This is a genomic window from Azospirillum sp. UENF 211521, assembly GCF_058780535.1.
This window is the reverse complement of sequence record NZ_JBSNCF010000002.1, coordinates 661,932-681,062: the sequence shown is the minus strand read 5'-3', so window position 1 is coordinate 681,062 and position 19,131 is coordinate 661,932. Positions and strand designations below refer to the sequence as shown.

Genomic DNA, 19,131 nt, shown 5'->3' with positions numbered 1-19,131 from the left:
CGAGCGAATGACCATTCAGATTCTCATGCCCGCCCTCTCTCCGACCATGACCGAGGGCAACCTCGCGAAGTGGCTGAAGAAGGAAGGCGACGCGGTGAAGTCCGGCGACGTGATCGCCGAAATCGAAACCGACAAGGCCACCATGGAAGTCGAGGCGGCCGACGAAGGCCGTCTCGGCAAGATTCTCGTGCAGGCCGGCACGCAGGGCGTCGCGGTGAACACCCCGATCGCCGTGCTGCTGGAAGAGGGCGAGGACGACAGCGCGCTCGCCAAGGCCGCCGCTCCCGCCCCGGCAGCGGCGCCCGCGGCGGCTCCGGCCCCGGCCCAGACCCAGGCGGCCTCCGCTCCGGCGGCTGCTCCGGCTCCGCAGGCCGCGGCCGCTCCGGCTCCCGCCGCCCAGGGCGGTGGCCGGGTGTTCGCCAGCCCGCTGGCCCGCCGTCTGGCCGAGCAGGCCGGTCTCGACCTGAAGGCCGTCACGGGCACCGGCCCGAACGGCCGCATCGTCAAGGCCGACGTCGAGGCCGCCAAGGCCGGCGGCACCGCCAAGGCCGCCGCTCCGCAGGCCGCCGCCCAGGCTCCCGCCGCGGCCCCGGCGGCTGCTCCGGCCGCCGCTCCGGCCCCGAAGGCCGCGGGCATCGACGCCAAGGACCTGTCGGACAAGCTGGGCATGCGCTACAAGGCGCAGCCGAACAGCTCCATGCGCAAGACGATCTCCCGTCGTCTGACCGAGGTGCAGCAGACGGTGCCGGATTACTTCCTGGCCATCGACTGCGAGCTGGACGCGCTGCTGAAGGTCCGCTCGGACCTGAACGCCCGCTCCAAGGACTACAAGCTGTCGGTCAACGACTTCATCATCCGCGCCGCCGCGCTGACGCTGAAGAAGTTCCCGAACATCAACGCCGCCTGGTCGGAGGAGGCCATCCTCCGTTATGACCACGTCGACATCTCGGTCGCCGTGGCCACCCCGACCGGCCTGATCACGCCCATCGTCAAGAAGGCGGAGACCAAAGGCCTGGCCGAGATCTCCAACGAGATGAAGGGTCTGGCGGAGCGCGCCCGCGACGGCAAGCTGAAGCCGGAAGAGTACCAGGGCGGCACCTTCTCGATCTCCAACCTCGGCATGTACGGCATCCGGGAGTTCGCGGCGATCATCAACCCGCCGCAGGCCTGCATCATGGCGGTCGGCGCCGGCGAGCAGCGTCCGGTCGTGAAGAACGGCGCGCTCGCCATCGCCACCGTGATGACCGTCTCGGTCACCGTGGACCACCGCGTCGCCGACGGCGCGCAGGGTGCGGAATTCCTCGCGGCTTTCAAGAAGCTGATCGAGGACCCGCTGAGCATGCTGCTGTAAGGGGGCGTCGACCATGGCTGACATGAACTACGATCTCATCGTCATCGGCGGCGGTCCGGGCGGCTATGTGGCGGCGATCCGCGCCGCCCAGCTCGGCCTCAGCACCGCGGTGGTGGAGCGTGAGAATCTCGGCGGCATCTGCCTCAACTGGGGCTGCATCCCGACCAAGGCGCTCCTGCGCTCCGCCGAGGTGCTGCGCAACGCCAAGCACGCCTCGGAGTACGGGCTGGTCATCCAGAACCCGTCCTTCGACCTGGACAAGGTCGTCCAGCGGTCCCGCAAGGTGGCGGGGCAGCTCAACGGCGGCGTCAAGCACCTGCTGAAGAAGAACAAGGTCGCCGTCATCGAGGGCGAGGCCAAGCTGCTCGGCAAGGGGCAGGTGGCCGTGACCAAGGGCGGCGCGGCGGTCGGCACCTTCGGGGCGAAGAACATCATCATCGCCACGGGCGCCCGCGCCCGCACCCTGCCGGGTCTGGAGGACGACGGCAACCTCGTCTGGACCTACCGCAAGGCGATGACTCCGAACACGACGCCGAAGTCGCTGCTGGTCATCGGCTCCGGCGCCATCGGCATCGAGTTCGCCAGCTTCTACAACGAGCTGGGCGCCAAGGTGACGGTGGTCGAGGTGATGGACCGCATCCTGCCGGTCGAGGACGAGGAAATCTCGGCCTTCGCCCGCAAGCAGTTCGAAAAGCAGGGCATGCGCATCATCACCAACGGCAAGGCCGGCAACCTGCGCAAGGGTGCCGACAGCGTGACGGTGGCGGTGGAGGCCAACGGCAAGACCGAGGACATCACGGTCGACCGCGTGATCCTCGCCGTCGGCATCTCGCCGAACACGGAGAATCTGGGCCTGGAGAACACCAAGGTCCAGACCGACCGCGGCCACATCAAGACCAACGCCAACTGCCAGACCGACGAGCCGGGCGTCTACGCCATCGGCGACGTGACGGGGGCTCCCTGGCTCGCCCACAAGGCCAGCCACGAGGGCGTCATCGCCGTCGAGCACATCGCCGGCAAGCACCCGCACGCGCTGGACGTCCGCAACATTCCGGGCTGCACCTACTCGCACCCGCAGATCGCGTCGGTCGGGCTGACCGAGAAGAAGGCGAAGGAGGCGGGCTACGAGGTCCGCGTCGGACGCTTCCCGTTCATCGGCAACGGCAAGGCCATCGCGCTGGGCGAGGCGGACGGCATGGTGAAGACCGTGTTCGACGCCAAGACCGGCGAGCTGCTGGGCGCCCACATGGTCGGCGCCGAGGTGACGGAGCTGATCCAGGGCTACACGGTCGCCAAGACCATGGAGACCACCGAGCAGGAGCTGATGCAGACGGTGTTCCCGCATCCGACCCTGTCGGAAATGATGCACGAGTCGGTTCTTGATGCCTACGGCCGGGCCATCCACTTCTAAGTGGCGAGTCTGACTGGCGGTCGTTTCCTCCCTCGCCCTCCGGGGCGGGGGAGCAACGATTCCGATGTCGTCATCCTTTTGGCGGTGTTGTTTCGTCGCGGCCGATAATCAGACTTGACCGGTCGGTCATTCCGGCCTATCCGGCGGGACCGTGTCCGCCGGCCATGCGCCGTTTCCCTGTGCCGTCCCTTGCGCGGAAGGCGGCGCGTTACCGTTCAGCATCGGCGCTGCCACCGGGCAGCCCGTGGGAGCACTTCAGACCATGACCGTGGCCGATCACCCCGAGAAGCTTCGCCATCCCGAAAAGGCCCACAAGCCCGACAACCCGATCCAGCGCAAACCGGGCTGGATTCGCGTCAAGGCGCCGACCAGCCAGGAATACAACGAGACGCGCAACCTGATGCGCGGGCTCAAGCTCAACACCGTGTGCGAAGAGGCCGCCTGCCCGAACATCGGGGAGTGCTGGAAGCACAAGCACGCGACCTTCATGATCCTCGGGTCCGTCTGCACCCGCGGCTGCGCCTTCTGCAACGTCGGCACCGGCCGCCCCGACCAGCTCGACCCGCACGAGCCGGACAATGTGGGTGAGGCGGTGGCCCAGCTGAAGCTGAGCCACGTGGTCGTCACCTCGGTGGACCGGGACGACCTGGAGGACGGCGGGGCCGAGCATTTCGCCCGGACCATCCGCGCCATCCGCGCCGCGTCGCCCGACACCACCATCGAGATTCTGACCCCCGACTTCCAGAAGAAGAAGGGTGCCGTCGAGGTGGTGGTCGAGGCGAAGCCGGACGTCTTCAACCACAATCTGGAAACCGCGCCGCGCCTCTACCCGACGATCCGTCCGGGTGCGCGCTACTTTACCTCGCTGCAGCTTCTGGCGCGGGTGAAGGAACTGGACCCGTCGATGTTCACCAAGTCTGGAATCATGGTGGGCCTGGGCGAGACGAAGGAGGAGGTCGGGCAGGTGATGGACGACCTGCGCGCCGCCGATGTTGACTTCATGACGATCGGCCAGTACCTCCAGCCGACGCCCAAGCACGCGGCGGTGGACCGGTTCGTGACTCCGGAAGAATTCCAGAGCTACGCAACACTTGGCCGCGGCAAGGGTTTCCTGATGGTGGCCTCGACGCCGCTGACCCGCTCCAGCTATCACGCGGGGGCGGACTTCGCGAAGCTGCGGGAGGCTCGCCTCCGCAAGCTCGCGGCAACCGCGGGCTGAAAGGCGGCGGGCTGAGAGGCGGCCGAAAGAGAAACGGAGCGGGTATGCCGACGCACGCGGAAAAGAAGGTTCTTCCCTACACGCCGGAGCAGATGTACCGGCTGGTCGCCGATGTGGAGAAGTATCCGGAATTCCTGCCCTGGTGCCTCGCCGCCCGCATCCGCCGCCGCGAAGGCGACGTGATGTTCGCGGACCTTGTCATCGGCTTCAAGATGGTCCGCGAACGCTTCACCTCGCGGGTAGAGCTGGACGAAGCGAACCGCCGCATCAACGTCCAGTACACCGAAGGACCGTTCCAGTACCTGAACAACCACTGGATCTTCACCCCGCACGAGGGCGGCGTCTGCGTGGATTTCTACGTGGACTTCGAGTTCCGCTCGAAGATGCTGCAAAAGATTATGGGCGTGCTGTTCAACGAGGCGGTGCGCCGGATGGTTCAGGCCTTCGAGACCCGCGCCAACCAGCTCTACGGCAACGGCGCCACCCGGCCCGCCGCGGCGCGGACCGCCTAAAGCCGGCTCTCCGTCAGCGAATCGCGGTTTCCGGCCGGGCCGCGCGCAGCCGTTCCAGCGCGGTCTGCACGGTCGCCAGCCGCACCGCCTCGCGGTCACCGGGGAAGGTGTATTCCTTGTGCTTGGCCGCACCACGGCGGACGGCCGTGGCGATGTAGACGCGCCCCACCGGCTTCTCCGGCGTTCCCCCACCGGGGCCGGCAACTCCGGTCACCGCCACCGTCACGTCGGCCTTCGACTTCGCCAGGGCACCCACCGCCATCGCCACCGCGACCTCCGGGCTGACCGCGCCGTGGGCGTAGATCAGGCTGGGCGGCACGCCGAGCATCTCCGACTTGGCGACGTTGGAGTAGGTGACGAAGCCCCGGTCCACCACCTTGGACGAGCCCGCGATGTCGGTCAGCGCCCCCGCGATCAGGCCGCCCGTGCAGGATTCGGCGGTCGCCAGGGTGTAGCCGGCCAATTCATATTCCGCGAGCAGCTTGGCGGAGAGTTCGCGGATGTGATCGGGAAACATGCGGGTCCCTTTCGTCGTCGTGCCAGAACCAGCCCCTCCCCGTTTCGGGGGAGGGCTACGCAAAGCTCATGCTACCCCGGCAGACGGACCGTCGCCATCGCCTGCGCCGCGATGCCCTCGCCGCGCCCGGTGAAGCCCAGCCGCTCGGTCGTCGTCGCCTTCACGCTGACCCGGTCCACCGGCATGCCCAGAATTTCGGCAACGCGCGCGGTCATCGCCTCGCGGTGCAGGCCGACCTTCGGGCGCTCGCAGATGATCGTCACGTCGACATGGGCGATCCGCCCGCCGCGGGCCGTCACCAGCTCCGCCGCGTGTTTCAGGAACAGCGCGCTGTCGGCGCCGCGCCATTGCGGGTCGCTGGGCGGGAAATGGCTGCCGATGTCCCCGGCGCACAGCGCACCCAGGATGGCGTCGGTCAGCGCGTGCAGCCCGACGTCGGCGTCCGAATGACCGTCCAGCCGATGCGTGTGCGGCACCTGCACGCCGCAGAGCGTGACGTGATCGCCCTCGGCGAAGCGGTGCACGTCGAAGCCCGAACCGGTGCGGATGTCGGACAGGGCGCTGTCGAGCGCGCGGGCGGCGCGGGTCAGGTCGTCGGGGGTGGTCACCTTGAAATTCTCCTCCCTGGCGGGCACCAGCGCGACCGGCAGCCCGGCGCGTTCGGCGACCGCCGCGTCGTCGGTCAGTTCCAGCCCGGCGGCGGCGCGGTGCGCGGCCAGGATATCGGGAAAGCGGAAGCCCTGCGGAGTCTGGGCGCGCCACAGGCCGCCGCGGTCCACCGTGCCGGTCACCAGCCCGCCCTCGCCGCGCTTCAGCGTGTCGGTGACCGGAACGGCGGCCAACGCCGCGGGGTGGGTGTCCAGAGCGGCGATCACCGCGTCGATGGTTGCGGGATCGATCAGCGGGCGGGCCGCGTCGTGGATCAGCACGTGGTCCGGCGCCGAATCGGCCAACGCTTCGAGCCCGTTGCGGACCAAATCCTGGCGGGACGCCCCGCCGGTCACCGGCTCGGGCAGGTCGAGCCCCGCGACCGCCGCATCGTAGAGATCGCGAAACGCGGGATTGATGACGACGCGCACCGCGCTCACCTTGGGGTGGCGCCGGAAGGCCTCGACCGTGCGGCGCAGAACGGGCTGCCCGGCCAGATCGAGATACTGCTTGGGCTGTTCGGCGCCGAAACGCTGGCCGCTGCCGGCGGCGACGATCAGCGCGATACAGGAAGACATGGGACGTATCCGTGCCGTTTGGGCTATGGTATCCGCGCTTGACGGGCCGCCCGCGTGACGCTTACGTCATGGCGGCCGGACGCAGGAGCCTAGCCGCTCACCGGCGTTCCGCCAAGAGCTTCAGAGACTTGTCCAACAGCGACTTTGGGTCCAACAGCGACTTTGGGTTTCCGCAGAGGGAAGGGCACGGGTCCGCCGCATGTCGCAGAACATCGTCTACAGCCTGACCGCGCTGATGGCTCTGCTGCCGGCGTCCATCTATCCGTACCACCGGATCGCGGGGCAGGGGGCCGACGGCCGGTCCGCCTATTTCTGGGGCGCCCTGGCGCTGGGCTTCGCCGGGCCGGCGGCCTGGGCGCTGACCCAGGTGGCGGGACGCTGGCACACCGGCCTGTCCACCGCGCTGTGGATCACCATCGCGGCCTGCATGCTGCTGTTCATGGCGATGAGCGCGCTGACCCGGTCGGCGTGGCGGCTGTCGCCGCTGCTGCTGCCTTATCTGCTGACCGTCGGCGCCGTCGCGACCCTGGCGCAGCAGGCCCCGGCGCCGGTGCTGCGCGGCGGGGCGCCGGGCATCTGGATCGACCTGCACATCGCCGTGTCGGTCATCACCTACGCGCTGCTGACCATGGCCGCGGTGGCGTCGCTCGCCGCCTTCCTCCAGGAGCGGGCGCTGAAGTCGAAACGCCCGACTCCGTTGACCCGCTTCCTGCCGCCGGTGGCGGAAAGCGAGCGGATGCAGCTCCATCTGCTCGCCGCGTCGGAGGCGGTCCTGGGGGCCGGTCTCGCCACAGGAATGGCGGTGCTCTATTACGAAACCGGCGCGCCGCTGCGCGCCGACCACAAGACGCTTTTGTCGGTCGCCAGCTTCGTCGTCATCGGCGGGTTGCTGCTGGCCCACGCCCGCACCGGTGTGCGCGGGCGGATGGCGGCGCGTCTCGTGCTGATCGCCTACCTGCTGCTGACCCTCGCCTATCCCGGCGTCAAATTCGTCACCGACGTTCTGATCGGCTAAACCCGGCGCATGTCAGCCACCGCGGCGCACGCGGGATGTGCACTTGCAACATGCCGAAACGCTGTGCTACCGTGCACAAATTCTCATCATATCGCTAATGTGCCCATCATGTGGGCAGGTGAACATGGCCATTCAAATCGGCACCATCTCACTTGAGGGTCCGGTGATCCTCGCCCCTATGTCCGGTGTGACGGACCTACCGTTCCGACGGCTGGTGAAACAGTCCGGCTGCGGTCTGGTCGTGTCCGAGATGGTCGCCAGCCAGGCGATGATCCGCGAGAACCGCCAAACGCTGCGCATGGTCGAGTGCGAGCCGGAGCAGTTCCCGATGGCGGTCCAGCTCGCCGGCTGCGAGCCCGAGGTGATGGCCGAGGCGGCGAAGCTGAACGAGGATCGCGGGGCCGCCGTCGTCGACATCAATTTCGGCTGCCCGGTGAAGAAGGTGGTCAACGGCCACGCCGGCTCCTCCCTGATGCGCGACGAGGCGCTCGCCGCCCGCATCATGGAAGCCACGGTGAAGGCCGTCTCCATCCCGGTGACGCTGAAGATGCGCAAGGGCTGGGACGACAACAGCCTGAACGCCCCCCGCCTCGCCCGCATCGCCGAGGAGTGCGGGATCAAGCTGGTCACCGTTCACGGCCGCACTCGCGAGCAGTTCTACACCGGCACCGCCGACTGGTCGTTCATCCGCTCCGTAAAGGAGGCGGTGTCGATCCCGGTGGTGGTCAACGGCGACATCACCTCCTTCGACGCCGTGGACCGCGCGCTCGCCGAGTCCGGGGCCGACGGGGTGATGATCGGGCGTGGTGCCTACGGGCGCCCCTGGTTCCCCGCCCAGGTGATGCATTACATCCGCACCGGCGAGCGGCTGCCCGACCCGCCGCTCAACGAGCAGCTCGACACGCTGCTAGAGCATTACGACGCCATGCTGACCCATTACGGCGTCGAGGGCGGGCTGCGCGTCGCCCGCAAGCACATCTCCTGGTACTCCACGGGCCTGCGCGACTCCGCCGAATTCCGATCGGAGGTCAACCGCATGTCCGATCCCGAACACGTGCGCGGCTTCATCCGCGACTTCTACGCCCCGGCGATCGAAAGGATGGCTGCCTGATGGCCCGTGCATCTGCCGCTGCTCCGTTGCCACGCCGCCCGGCGCGGCCCCGTGCGCCCTCCAGTTCCTACCGCCCCGTCCGCCCCTGCATCGATCCGTCCGTCATGCTGAACGCTCTTCCAGACCCCGTGCTGGTCGTCGATGGCGCCGGCGACATCCGCTACGTCAATCTGGAGGCGCAGGAGTTCTTCGGCCTGTCCGCCGCCATGATGGAGGGCATGCCCCTGGCGGAGCTTCTGCCGCCCAACAGCCCGGTCAGCCAGTTGATCGAGCAGGTTCAGCAGGGCCGGCACCGCGCCTCGCAGGAGGGCGTCGTCATCGACACCCCGCGCATCGGCCCGCACCACGTCACCGTGCGGGTGACCGCGTTGGGCGAGCCGGCCGACCATGTGCTGCTGACGGTCAACGAACGCACGCTGGCCCGCAAGATCGACAATTCGCTGACCCACCGCAACGCCGCCCGCTCGGTCACCGCCATGGCGTCGATGCTGGGGCACGAGGTCAAGAACCCGCTGTCGGGCATCCGTGGCGCGGCGCAGCTGCTGGAGGAAAACTGCAGCGAGTCCGACCGGGTGCTGACCCGGCTGATCTGCGACGAGGCCGACCGCATCGTCGCCCTGGTCAACCGGATGGAGGTCTTCTCCGACCAGCGGCCGCTCGAGCGCGACGCGGTGAACATCCACACCGTTCTGGAGCATGTCCGCAAGGTGGCCCAGAGCGGCTTCGCGCGAAACATCCGCTTCATAGAGCGCTACGACCCGTCCCTGCCGCCGGTTTATGGCAATCGTGACCAGCTCATCCAGATTTTCCTCAACCTGATTAAAAATGCGGCAGAAGCTGCACCGGAATCAGGCGGCGAGATCATACTCAGCACATCTTATCAGCACGGCGTCCGCATGGCCCTTCCGGGCGGCGACACCCGCCTGCATCTGCCGTTGCTGGTGTCCGTTCAGGATAATGGGGACGGCATACCCGACGACCTGCGTTCCAACCTGTTCGATGCCTTCATTACGACGAAGGTCAATGGGACTGGCCTGGGGCTTGCATTGGTAGCCAAAATCGTCGGCGACCACGGTGGCGTCATCGAGTTTGACAGCCAGCCGCGCCGCACCGTCTTCAAGGTTTCGCTACCCATGTTCGATGAAGCGCAGATGAGCGGCGATCCGGCACCGGCCAGAGGCATCCGAGGGGCCATCGGATGAGTGCAGCCACGATCCTGGTCGCGGACGACGACCGCGCCATCCGCACCGTGCTGACCCAGGCGCTCGCCCGCCTCGGGCACGAGGTCCGGACCACCGGCAACGCCTCCACGCTCTGGCGCTGGGTGGCGGACGGGCAGGGCGACCTCATCATCACCGACGTGGTGATGCCCGACGAGAACGGGTTGGACCTGATCCCGCGGATCAAGAAGATCCGGCCGGATCTGCGCATCATCGTGATGAGCGCCCAGAACACGCTGATCACCGCGGTGAAGGCGGCGGAGCGCGGCGCCTTCGAGTATCTGCCCAAGCCCTTCGACCTGAAGGAGCTGGTCTCGGTCGTCGAGCGGGCGCTGAACTCCAACACCCCGCCGGCCCCTCTGCCGGCCGACGCCGGGGAGGCCGACGAGCAGCTTCCCCTGATCGGCCGCTCGCCGGCGATGCAGGAAATCTACCGCGTCCTTGCCCGTTTGATGGGCACCGACCTGACCGTGACGATCACCGGCGAGTCGGGCACCGGCAAGGAGTTGGTGGCGCGCGCGCTGCACGACTACGGCAAGCGGCGCAACGGCCCCTTCGTCGCCATCAATATGGCGGCCATCCCGCGCGAGCTGATCGAGTCCGAGCTGTTCGGCCACGAGAAGGGCGCCTTCACCGGCGCCACCAACCGCTCCACCGGCCGGTTCGAGCAGGCGCAGGGCGGCACCCTGTTCCTCGACGAGATCGGCGACATGCCGCTGGAAGCGCAGACCCGCCTGCTGCGCGTTTTGCAGGAGGGCGAGTACACCACCGTCGGCGGGCGTACGCCCATTAAGACGGACGTACGCATCGTCGCCGCGACCCACCGCGACTTGCGCACCCTGATCCGCCAGGGCCTGTTCCGCGAGGATCTGTTCTACCGCCTGTGCGTCGTGCCCATCCGCCTGCCGCCGCTGCGCGAGCGTACGGAGGATGTGCCGCTCCTGGTCCGCCACTTCCTGAACCAGTGCTCGGCGCAAGGGTTGCCGGTCAAGAGCATCGACCAGCCTGCCATGGACCGGTTGAAGCGCTACCGCTGGCCGGGCAACGTGCGCGAACTGGAGAATCTGGTCCGCCGCCTCGCCGCGCTCTATTCGCAGGAGGTCATCGGGCTGGATGTGGTGGAGGCGGAGCTTGCCGACACCACCCCCGCCGCCCAGCCGGTCGAGGAACCGCAGGGCGAGGGCTTGTCCGCCGCCGTGGAGCGCCACCTGAAGGATTATTTCGCCGCGCACAAGGACGGCATGCCGTCGAACGGCCTCTACGACCGGGTGCTGCGCGAGGTGGAACGGCCGCTGATCTCGCTCAGCCTCTCGGCGACGCGGGGCAACCAGATCAAGGCGGCGCAGCTGCTCGGCCTCAACCGCAACACGCTGCGCAAGAAGATCCGCGATCTCGACATCCAGGTGGTGCGCGGGCTGAAGTGATCGGGCGCCCGGCGGATCGGCCGGGCGTCGCTGCCTTCCCACAGCGTGTTGTTTTTGCGACAGGCTCTCGCTGGCTCCGCCCTTCGCAATGCTCCTTAGGGACTGTGCGAAAGGCAGAGGGGTTGCCGCTTGGCAGGACGGCAACAGCTCGTGTATCATTCTGGCAACAGACTGGTTGCCGGATTGATGTCGCCCACACCCCCTGAGACCGCCACGCCGCTTTGGCAACAGTTCCTTCGCTGGGCAACCCGGTTCGGGTTGGCGAAGCGGCTTGCCTTCGCGCTGTCGTTGGCGGCCCTGGTGGCGGGCTTCGCGACCTACACGGCGCTGACGGAAAGCGCGCCCTTCGGGGAAACCAACCCGCGCACCGTCACGTGGCTGCTCACCCTCGATCTGGCGCTCCTGCTGCTGCTCGGCGTTCTGATCGCGCGGCGCATCGTCTATTTGTGGATCGGGCGGCGGCGCGGCCTCGCCGGGTCGCAGATGCATGTGCGGCTGGTCGCGGTGTTCAGCCTGCTCGCCGTCGCACCGGCCATCATCATGGCCATCTTCTCCACCGTCTTCTTCTATGTCGGCGTGCAGTCCTGGTTCAGCGAACGGGTGCGCACCGCGGTGAACGAATCGCTGGCCGTCGCCAGCGCCTATCTGCACGAGCACCAGCAGAACATCCGCGCCGACGCGCTCGCCATGGCGAACGACCTGAACCAGGAGGCGGCGCGCCTCGCCAGCGATCCGGAGCGGTTCGAGCAAGTGGTCGCCACCCAGGCGATGCTGCGCGCCCTGTCGGAGGCCATCGTCTTCAACGGGACGACCGGCGCCATCGTCGCGCGCTCCGGCTACACCTTCGCCCTGGAGTTCGATCCGATTCCCGACGACAAGCTCGCCACCGCCCGCCGCGGCGAGGTGGCGATGATCGTCAGTGAGAACGACGACCGCGTGCGCGCGCTGGTCCGGCTCGACCGCTTCGCCGACACCTATCTCTACGTCGGGCGCATGGTGGAGCCGCGCGTGCTGTCGCACATGGCCTCGGCGGAAGGGGCGGTGCGGGAGTTCGGGGCGCTGGAAAGCCAGCGCGGCAGCCTGCAGATCACCTTCACTTTGATCTTCCTCGTCGTGGCGCTTCTCCTGCTGCTGGCCGCGGTGTGGGCGGGGCTGATCTTCGCGACGCGGCTGGCGCGGCCGATCAGCGCCCTGATCGGCGCGGCGGAACGGGTGCGCGCCGGCGACCTGACCGTCCGCGTCACCGAGCCACCGGGCGAGGACGAACTCGGCCTGCTGTCGCGCGCCTTCAACCGCATGACGACCGAGATCGAAAGCCAGCGGCACGAGCTCCTCTCGGCCAACCGTCTGATCGACGAGCGCCGCCGCTTCACGGAAACCGTTCTGGGCGGCGTGTCGGCGGGGGTGATCGGGCTGGACGCCGACGGCCGCATCACGCTGCCCAACTTCTCCGCCGCGCGCCTTCTCGGCGTCGAGGATGCGGAGAGCCTGATCGGGATGCGGCTGGCCGAATTGTCGCCGGAGATGGGGGAGCTTCTGGACCACGCGCCCGGCCGGCCCGGCCGGGTGGTGCAGGACCAGATCCAGGTCCGCCGCCCCGGCACGACGCCGCTGACGCTGCTCGTCCGCATCTCCACCGAAGGGCGGGGCAGCGGCGAGATCCGCGGCTACGTCGTGACCTTCGACGACATCACCGAGCTGGTCTCCGCCCAACGCAAGGCGGCCTGGGCCGACGTGGCCCGCCGCATCGCCCACGAGATCAAGAATCCGCTGACGCCGATCCAGCTCTCCGCCGAGCGGCTGCGCCGCAAATACCTGAAGGAGATCACCAGCGACACCGAGGTCTTCACCATGTGCACGGACACCATTGTCCGGCAGGTGGACGACATCCGGCGCATGGTGGACGAATTCTCGGCCTTCGCGCGCATGCCGCAGCCGGTGATGAAGCCCTGCAACCTCAACGACCTCGTCCGGCAGGCGGTGTTCCTGCAGTCCAGCGCGCACGCCGGGAAGATCAAGTTCGACATGGCGCTGCCCCAGGGGCCGCTGACCGTGCCCTGCGACAGCCGCCAGATCAGCCAGGCGCTGACCAACCTGCTGCAGAACGCCGCGGACGCCATCGAAGGGCGCCCGCAGCCCGCCGATGGAACGGAACTGCCGCCCGCCCACATCGCCATCCGCGTCGAGGTCGATGCCGAGCGCATCGCCGTGATCGTCGAGGACAACGGCAAGGGCCTGCCGACCGAGGAGCGCGACCGGCTGACCGAACCCTATGTGACCACGCGCGCCAAAGGCACGGGGCTGGGGTTGGCAATCGTCAAGAAGATCATGGAGGACCACGGCGGCGTGCTGACCCTGGAGGACCGCGAAGGCGGCGGGGCGCGCGTCGGTCTGGTCATCCCCAACACGTCCACCAGCTCCGGCATGGCCGCGGGCGACGCCCACGGCGGCGTTGGCACGCCGGCGGAGACCGGTGAAGAGAAGAGGCACGCAGCCCATGGCGCATGACATTCTGATCGTCGACGACGAAGCGGACATCCGGATGCTGATCGCCGGCATCCTGAACGACGAAGGCATGAAGACGCGCGAGGCCGCCGACGCCGACCAAGCGTTCGCGCAGGTGTCGGCGCGCCGGCCGAGCCTCGTGGTTCTGGACATCTGGCTGCAGGGCAGCCGGCTGGACGGGCTCCAGATTCTCGAACAGCTGATGCGCGACCACCGGAACCTGCCGATCATCATGATTTCGGGCCACGGCAACATCGAGACCGCCGTGTCGGCGATCAAGATCGGCGCCTACGACTTCATCGAGAAGCCGTTCAAGGCCGACCGGCTGCTGCTGATGGTGGACCGCGCCATCGAGGCGGCCCGGCTGAAGCGCGAGAACGAGGAGCTGAAGCTGCGCGCCGGCGGCGAGGTGGAGCTGGTCGGCCGATCCACCGCCGTCAACCACGTCCGCCAGAGCATCGAGAAGGTGTCGCCCACCGGCAGCCGCGTCCTCATCACCGGCCCCGCCGGCTCCGGCAAGGAGGTGGTGGCCCGACTGATCCACGCGCGCTCGCGCCGCGCCGGCGGCCCCTTCGTCGGGCTGAACTGCGCCACCATGCGCCCCGACCGGTTGGAGATGGAGCTGTTCGGGACGGAGGCTGGGGTCGACGGCGGCGGGCGCAAGATCGGCACCTTCGAGCAGGCGCACGGCGGCACGCTGCTGCTCGACGAGGTGGCCGACATGCCTCTGGAAACACAGGGCAAGATCGTCCGGGCCCTGCAGGAGCAGGTTTTCGAGCGGGTCGGCGGTGGCCAGCGGGTCGAGGTAGACGTGCGCGTCGTCGCCACCTCCAACCGCGATCTCCAGGCGGAGATCGACCAGGGCCGCTTCCGCCAGGACCTGTTCTACCGGCTGGCGGTCGTGCCGATCCGCGTGCCCTCGCTGGCCGAGCGGCGCGAGGACATCCCGCTGCTGGCCCGCCATTTTATGCAGCGTTCCGCCGAAGCCGCCGGTCTGCCGATCCGTGAGTTCGGCGAGGACGCCATGGCCGCGCTCCAGGCCTACGACTGGCCGGGCAACGTGCGCCAGCTGCGCAACGTGGTCGACTGGCTGCTGATCATGGCGCAGGGCGACCCCAAGGAGCCGATCCGCGCCGACCAGCTGCCGCCCGAGATCGGCGCCATCACCCCCACCGTCCTGAAATGGGACAAGGGGGGCGAGATCATGGGCCTGCCGCTCCGCGAGGCCCGCGAGGTGTTCGAGCGCGAATATCTGCTGGCCCAGGTCACCCGCTTCGGCGGCAACATCTCCCGCACCGCCTCGTTCGTGGGGATGGAGCGCTCCGCCCTGCACCGCAAGCTGAAATCGCTTGGTGTGCACGGCAGCGAAAAGGGAAAACTGTTCGTCGAGTGACCCTGCCGCCGTATCGTCAAGAGCCGCTCGTCATCGCCGTTTCACAAGCAGGTTTCCCAAGCACGCCCGGAATGCGGGCGGCTTGAGAGCCTGCTTTTTTCATTGTCCGTGACCGGCATCGGCCGCCTTCTGGCACGAGCATGGGCTGCTGATAATGCGTCGCTGCATTGTCACTCTGTGAGTGCAGTTGACGTTAAATCCTCCTGTTTTTCGAGCAACCCGCAAATACAATTGTATTTATATATTTCATGAAACCATAAATAACATTTTTACTGTTGATCGACGATAATTGCGTAAATATTTATTGTTTGTGGGCGCGCTCAACGACCGAAAAAACATTATTTCTTTGAGGAGGAACCGTAAAATGACGACAACAGCCGTTCTGACTGTCAATTATACCGACAACCAGCTTGTTGCCTATTTGAATGGGGCTCAGGTTTACAACCGCATTGGCGGCGGTGAAGCGATCAATGAACAGGTCGTGCTGACCGGCAACCTGCAGGCCGGCGTGAACCAGCTCCTGCTGGTCGGTGTGAACTTCAGCGGGCCCGCCCATTTCCAGGGATCGGTCAACATCGACGGCCGGTCGCAGGACTTCAATTTCGACACCCGAAGGGACGGTGCTCCGGACGGGGTCGTCACGCAGTTCTATTACACGATCGACAACAGCTGACGCCGGGACCGGCGCACCGGTCCGGGATTCGCAATGACGGTCGGGGAGGGGGGATGGGCACGGCGCCTTCGTCCCCCTTCTTCCGCCCCAGGCTTCCAGCGTTGGCCCGTATTTCCCTTCGCAAACATAGAGTTGGTGCGTCCAACCGCAAAATGGTAATGTCCTCGGCCTGAGTGCCTGGAAAATGGGCGGGGAAGGGTGCATAGGCCGTGAAGGTCATCGTTTGCGGAGCCGGGCAGGTCGGTTCGAACATCGCGCGCTATCTGGCGTCCGAAGGCAACAACGTCACCGTGATCGACCATTCGCCGGAACTCATCCAGCGGATCAGCGACACGCTCGACGTGCAGGCCATGGTCGGTCACGCCTCCCACCCCGACGTGCTGGAGGCGGCGGGGGCGGGCGAGACCGACATGATCATCGCGGTCACCCAGATCGACGAGATCAACATGGTCGCCTGCGAGGTCGCGCACGCGCTGTTCAAGGTGCCGACCAAGATCGCCCGCGTGCGCAACCAGAGCTATCTGAAGCCGATCTGGGCGGACCTGTTCAGCCGCGACCACATGCCGATCGACGTCATCATCTCGCCGGAGATCGCGGTGGCGCGGGCCATCGCCCGCCGGCTCCAGGTGCCGGGCGCCTTCGACATGATCCCTCTGGCGGACGGCAAGGTCCGCGTCGTCGGCGTGCTGTGCACGGAAACCTGCCCGGTGCTGCACACGCCGCTGCGCCAGTTGACCGGCCTGTTCCCCGACCTGGGGCTGGAGGTGGTGGCGATCATCCGCAACGACCGCTCCTTCATCCCCGGCGGCGACGACCAGATGCTGCCCGGCGACGAGGTCTATTTCGCCTGCGACAACCGCCACCTCAACCGTGCCATGGCCGCCTTCGGCCACGAGGAGGTGGAGGCCCGCCGCATCATCATCCTGGGCGGCGGCAACATCGGGCTGTGCCTGGCGGAGGAGTTGGAGGCGAAGTACCCCCACGTCACCGCCCGCATCATCGAGATGAACCGCAGCCGCGCCCAGTTCGTGGCGCAGCGCCTGTCGCGCACCATGGTGCTGCACGGCGACGGGCTGGACCCGGAAATCCTGGAAGAGGCCAACGTCCGCGCCACCGAGACGGTGGTCGCCGTGACCAACGACGACGAGGGCAACATCCTGTCCTCGCTGCTCGCCAAGCGGCACGGGGCGAAGCGCGCCATCACGCTGATCAACAAGGCGTCCTACACCTCGCTGGTGTCGCCGCTGGGGATCGACGCGGTGGTCAGCCCGCGCGCCATCACCGTGTCGAACATCCTCCAGCACGTCCGGCGGGGCCGCATCCGCGCGGTGCACAGCCTGCGCGACGGCTTCGCCGAGGTGATCGAGGCGGAGGCGCTGGAAACCTCCGCGGTGGTGAACACGCCGCTGCGCGAGGTGAGACTGCCCTCCGGGGTCATCGTCGGCGCCATCGTGCGCGGCGACGAGGTGATCATCCCGCGCCCGGCCACGGTGATCCGCCCCAAGGACCGCGTCATCATCCTGGCCACCGCCGGTCAGGTGAAAAAGGTGGAGAAGATGTTCGCCGTCCGGCTTGAATTCTTCTGATCGCCTCCCGTATCGTTTTTGGCACCAACAAAAAGAACTTCCATGGCTCGATGGGCATACGTCAACGGCCGTTACCTGCCGCACCGGCAGGCCGCGGTCCATGTCGAAGACCGCGGCTTCCAGTTCGCCGACGGCGTCTATGAGATGGTGACCCTCCTCGACGGGCGCTTCGCGGACCTGGACGGCCATATGGAGCGTCTGGGCCGCAGCCTGTCGGAGCTGCGCATGGACTGGCCGGCGGCCCCGCGCGTCGTCACGATGATCGCCCGCGAGCTGGTGCGGCGGAACGGCGTTCGCAACGGGTCGCTCTACCTCCAGGTCACCCGCGGGGTCGCCCCGCGCGACTTCAAGTTCCCGGCGAACGTCCCCTCGACCCTGGTGATGACCGTTAAGCGGGTCACCGCCTTCGCCAAGCCGGAGCAGCTCGAGAAGGGCGTGGCCGTCGTGACCGTGCCGGACATCCGCTGGGGCCGGCGCGACATCAAGACGGTCGGCCTCCTCGCCCCGGTGCTCGCCAAGCAGCAGGCCGCCGAATCCGGCGCCTACGAGGCGTGGCTGATCGATCCGGACGGCACGGTGACGGAGGGGTCCTCCTCCAACGCCTGGATCGTCACCCGGGACGGCGTGCTGGTGACCCGCGCCCCGTCGCAGAAGATCCTGAACGGCATCACCCGCCTGTCGCTCCTGCGGCTGGCCGGGGAGCGCAGCATCCCGGTGGAGGAGCGCAGCTTCACGGTGGAGGAGGCGCTCGCCGCCCGCGAGGCCTTCGTGTCCTCCGCCGGCACCTTCGCGCTGCCGGTGACCCGCATCGACGGCAAGCCGGTGGGCGAGGGCAGGCCAGGGCCGGTCACCCGGACGCTGCGTCAGGCCTATCTCGATTACGTGGCCGCCGGGGTGCCGTCGTGAGCGACGCCGCCGCCGTCATCGACCGCCTGCCCGTGCTGCCGCGCGCCGTCCTCTACGACTGGGACAACACGCTGGTCGACAACTGGGGCACCGTGCGGGCCGCGCTGAACCACGCCCTGGTCACCTTCGGCCATCCGGCCTGGACCGAGGAGGAGGCGCGCGAGCGCATCAAGCAGTCGCTGCGCGACAGCTTCCCCCGCATCTTCGGGGAACGCTGGACCGACGCGCGCGATCTCTTCTACGCCTACTTCGAATCCCATCACCTGGAGCATCTCCGCGCTCTGCCGGGCGCGGAATCGCTGCTGCGCGGCTTCGCCGAACGCGGAATCTACCAGGCGGTGGTGTCGAACAAGACCGGCCGCTTCCTGCGGGCGGAGGCCGACGCGCTGGGCTGGACCGGCTATTTCGGCCGTCTGGTCGGCGCCCATGACGCCGAATTCGACAAGCCGCATCGGGCGCCGGTCCTCATGGCGCTGGAACCGGCGAACATTCCGCCCGGCCCGGACGTCTGGTTCGTGGGGGACGCCGACATCGACATGGAATGTGCCCATGGCGCGGGAATGGTCCCGGTGCTAATAGGGGCGGGCGAGGGCAGCGGCTTCACCCGCTTCCCTCCGGCCCATCGGTACGACACCTGCCATGCATTGTGCGGCTTGGTGGGCAGCGGTGGTGACACCATATCGGATGACCAGTAGTCGAGACGGTTGCGACCAACCATGACCTTATCGCTGCAGGGGGCGGGCTTCTAACAAGGGGCCCCAAAAAACACTGAAGAAGGGGGCGACATAAAATGTCTGAAAAAAGCCAAAATGTGCAGGACGTGTTCCTCAACCACGTCCGCAAGAACAAGACTCCCGTGACCGTGTTCCTCGTGAACGGTGTTAAACTTCAGGGAATCATCACCTGGTTCGACAACTTCTCGGTTCTGCTGCGGCGCGACGCGCATTCGCAGCTCGTCTACAAGCACGCCATCTCCACCGTGATGCCCGCGCATCCGATCCAACTCTTCGAGCCGCCCAAGGAAGGTGAAAACGTCTGATCTTTCGACCAATGGCAACGGCC

17 protein-coding genes are annotated in these 19,131 nt (G+C 67.5%); 15 read left to right on the top strand and 2 right to left on the bottom strand.

All coding sequences use genetic code 11. The features are described 5' to 3' along the window. Positions 1 to 7: 7 nt before the first annotated feature. The 4 genes from ACWPN5_RS19765 to ACWPN5_RS19750 all read left to right on the top strand — a co-directional run bounded on the left by ACWPN5_RS19765 (position 8) and on the right by ACWPN5_RS19750 (position 4,493). Positions 8 to 1,351, top strand: coding sequence for a pyruvate dehydrogenase complex dihydrolipoamide acetyltransferase (locus ACWPN5_RS19765; protein ID WP_492296986.1), 1,344 nt, complete (start codon positions 8 to 10; stop codon positions 1,349 to 1,351). A 13-nt stretch (positions 1,352 to 1,364) separates the two neighbouring features. Continuing rightward, a complete protein-coding gene (lpdA, locus tag ACWPN5_RS19760) occupies positions 1,365 to 2,762 on the top strand; it encodes a dihydrolipoyl dehydrogenase (RefSeq protein ID WP_114860153.1) in 1,398 nt (465 codons plus the stop codon). Between the two features lie 262 nt (positions 2,763 to 3,024). Further along, positions 3,025 to 3,981, top strand: a complete 957-nt coding sequence (gene lipA / locus ACWPN5_RS19755) for a lipoyl synthase (protein ID WP_137116308.1) — start codon at positions 3,025 to 3,027, stop codon at positions 3,979 to 3,981. A gap of 44 nt (positions 3,982 to 4,025) precedes the next feature. After that, positions 4,026 to 4,493 carry a type II toxin-antitoxin system RatA family toxin gene (locus ACWPN5_RS19750; protein ID WP_040134124.1) on the top strand — a complete coding sequence of 156 codons (468 nt, stop codon included), beginning with the start codon at positions 4,026 to 4,028 and terminating at the stop codon, positions 4,491 to 4,493. 13 nt (positions 4,494 to 4,506) lie between these two features. Here the strand turns inward: ACWPN5_RS19750 and ACWPN5_RS19745 are convergent, their stop codons facing one another. Further along, positions 4,507 to 5,010 (bottom strand): CinA family protein, encoded by a 504-nt coding sequence (locus ACWPN5_RS19745; protein ID WP_145680641.1) that lies wholly within the window; start codon positions 5,008 to 5,010, stop codon positions 4,507 to 4,509. 71 nt (positions 5,011 to 5,081) lie between these two features. Further along, positions 5,082 to 6,236, bottom strand: a complete 1,155-nt coding sequence (locus ACWPN5_RS19740; protein ID WP_492296984.1) for a bifunctional 2-C-methyl-D-erythritol 4-phosphate cytidylyltransferase/2-C-methyl-D-erythritol 2,4-cyclodiphosphate synthase — start codon at positions 6,234 to 6,236, stop codon at positions 5,082 to 5,084. Between the two features lie 199 nt (positions 6,237 to 6,435). Here ACWPN5_RS19740 and ACWPN5_RS19735 point away from each other — a divergent pair, with 199 nt between their 5' ends. From ACWPN5_RS19735 to hfq, 11 genes are all read left to right on the top strand, one after another. Then, positions 6,436 to 7,251, top strand: coding sequence for a cytochrome C assembly family protein (locus tag ACWPN5_RS19735; RefSeq protein WP_492296982.1), 816 nt, complete (start codon positions 6,436 to 6,438; stop codon positions 7,249 to 7,251). A 124-nt stretch (positions 7,252 to 7,375) separates the two neighbouring features. Continuing rightward, entirely contained in the window at positions 7,376 to 8,362 is a 987-nt protein-coding gene (dusB, locus tag ACWPN5_RS19730; protein ID WP_145680639.1) for a tRNA dihydrouridine synthase DusB, read from the top strand. After that, positions 8,362 to 9,564 (top strand): two-component system sensor histidine kinase NtrB, encoded by a 1,203-nt coding sequence (locus ACWPN5_RS19725; RefSeq protein WP_145680638.1) that lies wholly within the window; start codon positions 8,362 to 8,364, stop codon positions 9,562 to 9,564. The genes dusB and ACWPN5_RS19725 overlap by 1 nt, the downstream gene beginning before the upstream one ends. After that, on the top strand, positions 9,561 to 11,006 hold the full coding sequence (gene ntrC, locus ACWPN5_RS19720; RefSeq protein WP_145672022.1) for a nitrogen regulation protein NR(I): 1,446 nt from the start codon (positions 9,561 to 9,563) through the stop codon (positions 11,004 to 11,006). The genes ACWPN5_RS19725 and ntrC overlap by 4 nt, the downstream gene beginning before the upstream one ends. A 186-nt stretch (positions 11,007 to 11,192) precedes the next feature. Next, positions 11,193 to 13,514, top strand: coding sequence for a sensor histidine kinase NtrY-like (locus tag ACWPN5_RS19715; protein WP_145672020.1), 2,322 nt, complete (start codon positions 11,193 to 11,195; stop codon positions 13,512 to 13,514). Next, complete coding sequence (ntrX, locus tag ACWPN5_RS19710; protein ID WP_145672018.1) at positions 13,504 to 14,904, top strand: nitrogen assimilation response regulator NtrX; 1,401 nt, start codon at positions 13,504 to 13,506, stop codon at positions 14,902 to 14,904. The genes ACWPN5_RS19715 and ntrX overlap by 11 nt, the downstream gene beginning before the upstream one ends. A gap of 364 nt (positions 14,905 to 15,268) precedes the next feature. Then, positions 15,269 to 15,577 (top strand): hypothetical protein, encoded by a 309-nt coding sequence (locus tag ACWPN5_RS19705; protein ID WP_145680637.1) that lies wholly within the window; start codon positions 15,269 to 15,271, stop codon positions 15,575 to 15,577. 209 nt (positions 15,578 to 15,786) lie between these two features. Then, complete coding sequence (gene trkA / locus ACWPN5_RS19700) at positions 15,787 to 17,163, top strand: Trk system potassium transporter TrkA (RefSeq protein WP_145680636.1); 1,377 nt, start codon at positions 15,787 to 15,789, stop codon at positions 17,161 to 17,163. Between the two features lie 42 nt (positions 17,164 to 17,205). Then, positions 17,206 to 18,069: a D-amino-acid transaminase gene (locus ACWPN5_RS19695; protein ID WP_492296979.1), complete on the top strand. Its 864-nt coding sequence runs from the start codon at positions 17,206 to 17,208 to the stop codon at positions 18,067 to 18,069. Continuing rightward, complete coding sequence (locus ACWPN5_RS19690; protein WP_492296977.1) at positions 18,066 to 18,764, top strand: HAD family hydrolase; 699 nt, start codon at positions 18,066 to 18,068, stop codon at positions 18,762 to 18,764. Before ACWPN5_RS19695 ends, ACWPN5_RS19690 begins: the two co-directional genes overlap by 4 nt. 95 nt (positions 18,765 to 18,859) lie before the next feature. Further along, complete coding sequence (gene hfq, locus ACWPN5_RS19685; RefSeq protein WP_035675971.1) at positions 18,860 to 19,108, top strand: RNA chaperone Hfq; 249 nt, start codon at positions 18,860 to 18,862, stop codon at positions 19,106 to 19,108. The last annotated feature ends 23 nt before the right edge of the window (positions 19,109 to 19,131 follow it).

Coding starts and splice junctions, on each gene's coding strand:
- ACWPN5_RS19765 (WP_492296986.1), top strand. CDS start 8: ATGACCATTCAGATTCTCATGCCCGCCCTCTCTCCGACCATGACCGAG.
- lpdA (WP_114860153.1), top strand. CDS start 1,365: ATGGCTGACATGAACTACGATCTCATCGTCATCGGCGGCGGTCCGGGC.
- lipA (WP_137116308.1), top strand. CDS start 3,025: ATGACCGTGGCCGATCACCCCGAGAAGCTTCGCCATCCCGAAAAGGCC.
- ACWPN5_RS19750 (WP_040134124.1), top strand. CDS start 4,026: ATGCCGACGCACGCGGAAAAGAAGGTTCTTCCCTACACGCCGGAGCAG.
- ACWPN5_RS19745 (WP_145680641.1), bottom strand. CDS start 5,010: ATGTTTCCCGATCACATCCGCGAACTCTCCGCCAAGCTGCTCGCGGAA.
- ACWPN5_RS19740 (WP_492296984.1), bottom strand. CDS start 6,236: ATGTCTTCCTGTATCGCGCTGATCGTCGCCGCCGGCAGCGGCCAGCGT.
- ACWPN5_RS19735 (WP_492296982.1), top strand. CDS start 6,436: ATGTCGCAGAACATCGTCTACAGCCTGACCGCGCTGATGGCTCTGCTG.
- dusB (WP_145680639.1), top strand. CDS start 7,376: ATGGCCATTCAAATCGGCACCATCTCACTTGAGGGTCCGGTGATCCTC.
- ACWPN5_RS19725 (WP_145680638.1), top strand. CDS start 8,362: ATGGCCCGTGCATCTGCCGCTGCTCCGTTGCCACGCCGCCCGGCGCGG.
- ntrC (WP_145672022.1), top strand. CDS start 9,561: ATGAGTGCAGCCACGATCCTGGTCGCGGACGACGACCGCGCCATCCGC.
- ACWPN5_RS19715 (WP_145672020.1), top strand. CDS start 11,193: ATGTCGCCCACACCCCCTGAGACCGCCACGCCGCTTTGGCAACAGTTC.
- ntrX (WP_145672018.1), top strand. CDS start 13,504: ATGGCGCATGACATTCTGATCGTCGACGACGAAGCGGACATCCGGATG.
- ACWPN5_RS19705 (WP_145680637.1), top strand. CDS start 15,269: ATGACGACAACAGCCGTTCTGACTGTCAATTATACCGACAACCAGCTT.
- ACWPN5_RS19695 (WP_492296979.1), top strand. CDS start 17,206: ATGGCTCGATGGGCATACGTCAACGGCCGTTACCTGCCGCACCGGCAG.
- hfq (WP_035675971.1), top strand. CDS start 18,860: ATGTCTGAAAAAAGCCAAAATGTGCAGGACGTGTTCCTCAACCACGTC.